Origin of the sequence: Arthrobacter sp. H14 (assembly GCF_000520495.1) — a bacterium.
Taxonomy (GTDB): Bacteria; Actinomycetota; Actinomycetes; order Actinomycetales; family Micrococcaceae; genus Arthrobacter_C.
Genome location: NZ_KI914706.1, coordinates 17,394 through 24,355 on the forward strand (window position 1 = coordinate 17,394; position 6,962 = coordinate 24,355).

At 63.6% G+C, this 6,962-nt stretch carries 9 protein-coding genes; 4 read left to right on the forward strand and 5 right to left on the reverse strand.

Features of this window, described 5'->3' with window-relative positions; all coding sequences use genetic code 11:
• The 3 genes from Y707_RS33185 to Y707_RS28375 all read right to left on the reverse strand — a co-directional run.
• A partial coding sequence (locus tag Y707_RS33185; protein ID WP_275451237.1) for a dihydrofolate reductase family protein occupies nucleotides 1-329 on the reverse strand: 329 nt, incomplete at its 3' end.
• A gap of 5 nt (nucleotides 330-334) precedes the next feature.
• Entirely contained in the window at nucleotides 335-1,180 is an 846-nt protein-coding gene (gene folP / locus Y707_RS0121535; protein WP_051442307.1) for a dihydropteroate synthase, read from the reverse strand.
• Nucleotides 1,181-1,370: 190 nt separating this feature from the next.
• Nucleotides 1,371-2,099, reverse strand: a complete 729-nt coding sequence (locus tag Y707_RS28375) for an NAD(P)/FAD-dependent oxidoreductase (RefSeq protein WP_051442294.1) — start codon at nucleotides 2,097-2,099, stop codon at nucleotides 1,371-1,373.
• On the opposite strand from Y707_RS28375, the gene Y707_RS29310 reads away from it, so the two are divergent.
• Nucleotides 2,089-2,397 carry a helix-turn-helix domain-containing protein gene (locus Y707_RS29310; protein ID WP_155853255.1) on the forward strand — a complete coding sequence of 103 codons (309 nt, stop codon included), beginning with the start codon at nucleotides 2,089-2,091 and terminating at the stop codon, nucleotides 2,395-2,397. The genes Y707_RS28375 and Y707_RS29310 overlap by 11 nt on opposite strands.
• 35 nt (nucleotides 2,398-2,432) lie before the next feature.
• Here Y707_RS29310 and Y707_RS33060 read toward each other — a convergent pair whose 3' ends face one another.
• Nucleotides 2,433-2,819: a lipopolysaccharide assembly protein LapA domain-containing protein gene (locus tag Y707_RS33060; protein ID WP_035783179.1), complete on the reverse strand. Its 387-nt coding sequence runs from the start codon at nucleotides 2,817-2,819 to the stop codon at nucleotides 2,433-2,435.
• A gap of 82 nt (nucleotides 2,820-2,901) precedes the next feature.
• On the opposite strand from Y707_RS33060, the gene Y707_RS0121555 reads away from it, so the two are divergent.
• Nucleotides 2,902-3,969: a glutathione S-transferase family protein gene (locus tag Y707_RS0121555; RefSeq protein WP_026536577.1), complete on the forward strand. Its 1,068-nt coding sequence runs from the start codon at nucleotides 2,902-2,904 to the stop codon at nucleotides 3,967-3,969.
• A 40-nt stretch (nucleotides 3,970-4,009) separates the two neighbouring features.
• Here Y707_RS0121555 and Y707_RS28385 read toward each other — a convergent pair whose 3' ends face one another.
• The gene (locus Y707_RS28385) at nucleotides 4,010-4,810 is read right to left on the reverse strand and encodes a GAF and ANTAR domain-containing protein (protein ID WP_081745087.1); all 801 of its coding nucleotides are present in this window, start codon (nucleotides 4,808-4,810) and stop codon (nucleotides 4,010-4,012) included.
• Nucleotides 4,811-5,077: 267 nt separating this feature from the next.
• Between Y707_RS28385 and Y707_RS28390 the strand changes: the two genes are divergently transcribed.
• On the forward strand, nucleotides 5,078-6,103 hold the full coding sequence (locus Y707_RS28390; RefSeq protein ID WP_035783217.1) for a FecCD family ABC transporter permease: 1,026 nt from the start codon (nucleotides 5,078-5,080) through the stop codon (nucleotides 6,101-6,103).
• Nucleotides 6,104-6,962, forward strand: an 859-nt coding sequence (locus Y707_RS28395) for a FecCD family ABC transporter permease (RefSeq protein ID WP_081745081.1), incomplete at its 3' end; no start/stop codon positions are given.

Sequence of the window (6,962 nt, forward strand, 5' to 3'; positions counted from 1 at the left end):
CGCCAGCGCACGGCGGGGGTATCCAGCAGTGAGCCTGCATATCCTTCCGCCCGAACGGTCTGCGCGCCCATCAGGATGACATCGGCGGGCCACCGCAGCAGGTTGAAGATGCGCTTGTCCGCCTCTGACGCCAGCCCGCCGGACAGCCCGTGGAGAGTCGCGGAGCCGTCGAGGCTGGAAATGAAATTGAACCGCACCCAGGGAACGGCGTTATCGGCAACAGCCGGCGGGGAGTACCACTCGAGCAGTTGCTCGTCCCTGGCAGCATCCATCGACGGGCAGGGGAGCAGACGGCGGATCGGAATGGAGGCTGAATCAGGATTCGCCATGTCGGTCACTCGTTCACGTCTTCTATGTTGTGTCTCAGGTACGCGGGCGGCCGGAAACCGAGGGTGGCTTCGGTGAACCGGACCGCGGAGTTGGCTGCAGCGACGTCATGCATCCGCACAATCCGGGCGCCGTTCAGAATGCACATGACGGCGGCGGCGAGCGATCCGTCCGTCCGCTGCTGTTTCTCCTGGTTCAGGGTCTCGCCAATGAAGTCCTTGTTCGAAACCGCTGCCAGGGCGGGGAAGCCGAGGGCCGCAATCTCATGAAACCGGCGGGTCAGCTCCAGCGAATGCAGAGTGTTCTTGTTCAAATCGTGGCCGGGGTCGATGATGATCTTGTCCGCCCCGATCCCCAGTTCCATCGCGAGCGCGGCCTTCTCCCAGAGGAAATCCGCGACCTCGGCCACCACATCCCGGTATTGCGGGCGGGGGTAAGTGGTCCGCGGCTTGGCGAGGCTGTGCGTGATCACCAGGTGTGCGCCGGAACGGGCGACGACGTCGGCAAGCTCCGTATTCTGCAGCCCAGTCGTGTCATTGACGACGGCGGCTCCCGCGGTAATTGCGGCCGCGGCAACTTCGGGACGGAAGGTGTCAACAGAAATAACGACGTCGGAAGCTGCGTGCACGCGTTCGATCACCGGAACCACGCGGTCCAGCTCCTCGGTAACGCCGACTTCCCGGCCGGGGGCAAAGGGAGCGCCGCCAATGTCCACCCAATCCGCACCGGCGTCGACGGCGGCCAGCGCGGCAGCGACCGCAGCCTCCAATGCGAAGGTGCTGCCGGCGTCGTAAAACGAATCCGGGGTGCGGTTAACGATGGCCATCAGGGCGACCTGGCGGTCAAAGTCCATCACGCGGGTGCCGAAGTCGTGTACCGCGTGCCGCAGGTCGGGCTGGAAGAAGGACGAGACCGAAGCGGGACTGCCTGGCGGCCGCGGACCCGGTGAGGCCGCGTCACCAAACAGCACCGGGTCCGCGACTGGTTCAGGGCCGGCAATTTCAGGGCCGGCGCCCAGCTCCGTTCTGTTTGCCGTCATCGGGTCAGACCTCATTCAACGGAATGTCCGGATCCGACAGCCGGGTGGTTTCGACCGGGCGTGCGGAGCGGATCAGTTCCTGGATGCCGTCCTGGACGTCCCAGACATTGACGTTCATCCCGGCGACGACCTTTCCGTGCCGCAGCCAGAAGGCGATGAATTCGCCGGATTCGACCGACCCGCGGGTGACGATATCCGCCCCCAGCGTCAGTGGGCCGTAGCCGGAGTACTCCATCCCGAGGTCGAACTGGTCGGTGTAGAAGTATGGGATATCGTCCTGCTGCACGGTCTGGCCGAGCATCGCCTTGGCCGCGGTTTTGCCGCCGGCGATGGCGTTCGCCCAGTGCTCGCTCCGCAGCCTGTCCTGCAGTACAGGGTGGAAGGCGTTGGCGACGTCGCCCGCGGCGTAGATGTTCGGGTTTGAGGTCTGCAGTGACTCGTTGACCAGAATGCCGTTGCCGGTCGGGAGCCCGGCTTGCTGCGCCAGGCCGACATTCGGGACGACGCCGATCGCAATCAGCACCAGATCAGCCTCGATCCAGCTGCCGTCGTTCGTCACTACATGGGTGACTTTGCCGCCGTCGCCACTGATTTCCGCCGCCGAGCCAGGCAGTTTGAACCGCACGCCGTGGCTGCTGTGCAGATTCTGGAAGGCAGTGCCCAGCTTGGGCCCGAGCACAGCTGACAGCGGCACATCTTCGCGCCCGAGGACGGTCACCTCGTTGCCCAGCATGCAGGCGGGCACCATCGAAGCGGTCCTGGAGCGCAATGGTTTCGAGCCGGAGCCCGACGACGCCGGCGGTTTCGTGCTCGGCAACTGCCCCTTCCACCGGTTGGCACGGAACCATATCGACGTCGTCTGCAGTCTTAATGGCGCATTGCTCGACGGCGCGGTGGCCGGGTGCCGGGATGACCGCCATGAAGCGATCCCGGATCCCGGAGGCGTGTATTGCTGCGCCAGGATCGTCGTCAATGAAACCGGAAAGCCGCCGGAAGAGGAGGCTGACGATCCCGCGGTTGCGGCATCCTAAATGTGCCGCGGCGTCCTAACCTTGCTGCCGACCGGTTAACTCTGCTGCCGACGGGAGCGGCGCGCGCTGATCCTCATCCGCGCCATCCGGGCGATGCCCGCAATGGCTACGACCGCGGCTCCTCCCACGGCTGCGATCAACAGAGCCATGCCGATCGGCACCGACCCCTCCAGTCCAAAGAAGACGATACTGACCCGGCCGGAATTCTGCAGGATGAAAATGATCAGCAGGACCAGCAGCACGATCGAGGCGGTGGTTGCCATCCACAGGGCGCCGGTCCGTGAACCGTGTGATTGCTTGCCGGCCGGAGAGCCGGGGCGCTCCGTCGTCCCGGGCAGGTCCAGATCATCCGGTCCGGGACCTGCCGGTCCATGTTCATTGTACGGTGTCGGTGACTGCTTCGGATCTGGGTTCTGGCTCATCGTACGGTCCCTTCAGCTGAAACGGTCCTTGCAGATAGGCTAACAGGTAGTGTACTTAGTAATTTTCATGTGAAGGAGTCCCATGAGCCAGACGAATGAGAAGCAGGCAGAGACGACGGGCGAAAACAGCACGCAGGGCGCGTACGTCACGGGTGGCCAGGAGTTCAAGCGGGACACTAACTACATCGAGACGCGGATTACCCGGGATGGAGCTGACGGGTATCCGGTTGGGGCCGGCCGCTACCGTCTGGTCGCCGCGCGGGCATGTCCCTGGGCCAACCGGACCATTATCGTCCGCCGCCTGCTCGGACTTGAGGATGCCCTTTCCATCGGATTTCCCGGACCGACCCATGACAAGCGGAGCTGGACGTTTGACCTGGATCCGGGCGGCAAGGATCCGGTGCTGGGTATCGAGCGGTTGCAGCAGGCGTTTTTCAAGCGCGATCCGGACTATTCGCGCGGAATCACTGTGCCCGCCGTCGTCGACATTTCCTCCGGCGCCGTCGTAACGAACAACTTCCCGCAAATGACCCTGGACTTCTCCAGCGAATGGACAGAGTTTCAACGCGAGGGCGCTCCTGATCTTTACCCGGAGGACAAGCGGGATGAGATCGATGAAGTCAACAAGCGGGTCTTCACCGAGGTTAACAATGGGGTCTACCGCTGTGGATTCGCCGGTTCACAGCAAGCGTACGACGACGCCTATGACCGCCTTTTCACCGCGCTCGACTGGCTGGAAGAGCGCCTGACCGGTCAGCGCTATCTGGTCGGCGACACCATCACCGAGGCGGACGTGCGGCTGTTTACCACATTGGTGCGGTTCGATCCGGTCTACCATGGGCACTTCAAATGCAACCGGAACAAGCTCTGCGAGATGCCGGCGCTGTGGGGCTACGCCCGGGATCTGTTCCAGACTCCCGGCTTCGGCGACACGATCGACTTTGTGCAGATCAAGCAGCACTACTACATCGTGCACGAGGACATTAACCCCACGCAGATCGTCCCCAAGGGTCCGGAACTGTCCGGCTGGATGAGTGAACACGGCCGGGAAAAGCTGGGCGGACGGCCGTTCGGAAACGGAACGCCTCCCGAGGCCGTGCGCGACGACGAGAAGGTCACCGCCGGGCACAGCCCGCTTTACCAGGCGTGATCAGCCTGGATCCGGCCTGATTATCTTGGACCGGGCCGGATCAGCTCTGTTTTTGACCGGGAATCTCGCCGGTGTCAGCGAGCTGTCCGGCCACGTCGATCAGTTTCATGTTGGCATTCTGGCTGGCCTTGGCGAGGACGAGGAAGGCATTCTGGCCGGTCAATTTATGCCGCTCCATCAGTATGCCCTTGGCCTGGCCGATCAGGTCCCGTGAGGAGAGCGCCTCATTGAGCTGCCGGGTTTTCCGCGAATCGGCAAAGGCGACGGCGGCATGCGCGGCGACCAGCAGGCCGATATGTTCGGATTCATCGCTGAACGCGTTGACATCGCGGGCGTAGAGGTTCAGGGCGCCGAGGTTGTCGCCTTCAACGAAGAGCTGGAACGAGAGCATGCTTCCGGCGCCGGCCTCAAACGCCCGCGGGCTGAACCGCGGCCAGCGCTCTTCCTCTTTCATGTTGGCCACCCGGACGGTCCGCTGTTCATAAACCGCGTCCAGGCAGGGCCCCTCGCCCACCTCCATCTGGATGGCATCGATCCGCGTCGGCAACTCGCTGGAAGCGGCACGTGAACCAACGTCCTTCCGCCCGGTGACCACGCTGACGGAACCATGTTCGACGCCGGGAATCAGTTCGATAGCCGCATGCACCATGGATTGAAGAATGTCGTCGGTGTCCACTTCGTTCTGCATGGAACGGGCGAGTTTACTGAGGTGGACCGCGAGGTCGTCCTCATGCGCCGCGGTTCCCTCGTTGCTGACAGATGGTTGGGCCAGACCGCCGGCGGATTCATCAGCGGGATCCCTGCCGTTGGCTTCCTCTTGTCCCTGCGGTTCTGCACTCATGCGTACAGTCTCGCACTGTGGCGGTTGCCGTGTCAGCATGAGCCGGACAGCTGAATTAGGGTACAGATTCGTTTCCTATTAGGCGCCACCATAGGCTAGCCTTACTTAAGTTCAGTTCAAAGGATTCGAGGAGGTGCTTACGTGGCCGTGGCCCCTGACACCCGGCGAACCCCTACGGACGGAACAATCAGCACAAGGTTGCCTCCTTCCACCACCGGCGATGAAGCATCGGCCTCCTCCGTGGAACTGCACGCCGACCCCGAATCCATCCGCGAAGTCGATTCCCTCGGCCGCCCGCTAAAGAGCCGGAATGCACTCAAACTCTTGGCGGGCGTCGTCCTTCTTGTGCTCTTCTGCGCCGCCTCCCTCGCCTTCGGCGCCCGCGCGACCGGTTTCGAGGTCGTCATTGACGCCCTGTTCAACTTCAACCCGGCCAATGGCGACCATGCGGTGGTCCGCGCCCGGATACCGCGAACCGTTACCGGTCTGTGTGTGGGCGTTGCCCTCGGACTGGCTGGTGCCGCCATGCAGGGGGTGGCACGCAACCCGTTGGCGGATCCGGGCATCCTTGGCGTCAACGCGGGAGCCGCGCTCGCCGTCGTTTTCGCTATTTACTTCCTCGGCATCACCGATCTGACCGGCTACATCTGGTTCGCTTTCATCGGCGCTGCTTTTGCCTCCGTTGTCGTATATGCCATTGCCAGCATGGGCCGCGAAGGTGCGACGCCGGTCAAACTCGCGCTCGCAGGGGCCGCCCTGACAGCCGGGCTGGCTTCAATCATGAATGCCATTCTGGTCTCCTCGAAGGAAACTCTGGATAACTTCCGCTTCTGGCAGGTCGGTTCGGTTTCCGGCCGCGACTGGGACCTGATCCTGCCGGTCCTTCCGTTCCTGCTGGTTGGCGCGCTGATTACGATGTTGACCGGCCGAATCCTCAACGGTCTCTCGCTTGGCGACGACGTTGCCCGCGGGCTCGGCCAGAAGGTGGGCCTGACAAGGGCCTTCACCGCTGTTGGGGTGGTTGTTTTGTGTGGTGCTGCGACGGCGATGGCCGGGCCGATCGCGTTCGTCGGGCTGGTCATCCCGCATATGGTGAGGACGATCTGCGGTCCCGACTACCGGTGGATCCTTCCCTTCTCGGCGGTCGCCGCCCCGCTGCTGGTGATTGGCGCCGATGTAGTGGGCCGCGTTATCCTGCCGCCGGGTGAAATCCAGGCCGGAATTATGACCGCCCTGGTCGGTGCGCCGGTGTTCATCTGGCTGGTCCGGCGGCGGAAGCTGGTGACCCTCTAGATGGCTTCGCTTTCGCAACGGCAGGTCCTGGATCAGCACGCAGATTCGACCTCCGATTCCCCGCGGGGTTTGCCGCAGGAATCGCCTCACATCGAGACCGTTCGGCAGGCACGCCGGAGCAACTCACGGCGCACCCGGGTGGTTCTGCCGTCGCTGCTGTTTGCCGTCGTCGTACTCTTCTTCGTGAATATTCTGCTGGGGACATTTACGGTCACGATCCCGGACTTCTTCCGCCTGCTCGCCGGAGCGGAGATTCCCGGTGCGAGCTTCATCGTGATGGAACACAAGCTGCCCCGCGCCGTGGTGGCCGTCATGATCGGCGTCGCATTCGGCGTTTCCGGCACGATTTTCCAGACCATGCTCCGCAATCCGCTGGCCAGCCCGGATATCATCGGCATCAGCTACGGGGCCAGCGCCTCGGCAGTGTTCGCCATTGTCGTTTTTGGTGCTGCCGGCCTGAGCGTTTCCATCGCGGCCCTGATCGGCGCGCTGGTGATTGCGGGCGCCATTTATGCGCTGTCGCGACGCGGCGGAGTGGCCGGCTACCGGCTCATCCTGGTTGGCATTGGTTTCGCCGCCATCATGGCCGCTGCCGTGTCGTACCTGTTGACGCGCACGGATATCAATACCGCCCAGGACGCGCTGGTGTGGATGAACGGCTCGCTGAATTCGAGCAATTGGGACCGGGCGGCCATCCTCGGCGTTTCGCTGCTGGTCCTGCTGCCGCTGGCCACAGTGCTGTCCCGCAGCCTGCGCGGCCTGGAAATGGGCGACGACGCCGCGGCCGGACTTGGCGTGCGGGTGGAGAAGTCGCGGCTGTCGCTGGTGCTGGCCGGCGTCGCGCTGGCGGCCGTCGCCA

Bases quoted from the DNA above. Each gene is read 5' to 3' on its own strand.
- folP (WP_051442307.1), bottom strand. From the start codon at position 1,180: ATGGACTTTGACCGCCAGGTCGCCCTGATGGCCATCGTTAACCGCACC.
- Y707_RS28375 (WP_051442294.1), bottom strand. From the start codon at position 2,099: ATGCTGGGCAACGAGGTGACCGTCCTCGGGCGCGAAGATGTGCCGCTG.
- Y707_RS33060 (WP_035783179.1), bottom strand. From the start codon at position 2,819: ATGAGCCAGAACCCAGATCCGAAGCAGTCACCGACACCGTACAATGAA.
- Y707_RS0121555 (WP_026536577.1), top strand. From the start codon at position 2,902: ATGAGCCAGACGAATGAGAAGCAGGCAGAGACGACGGGCGAAAACAGC.
- Y707_RS28385 (WP_081745087.1), bottom strand. From the start codon at position 4,810: ATGAGTGCAGAACCGCAGGGACAAGAGGAAGCCAACGGCAGGGATCCC.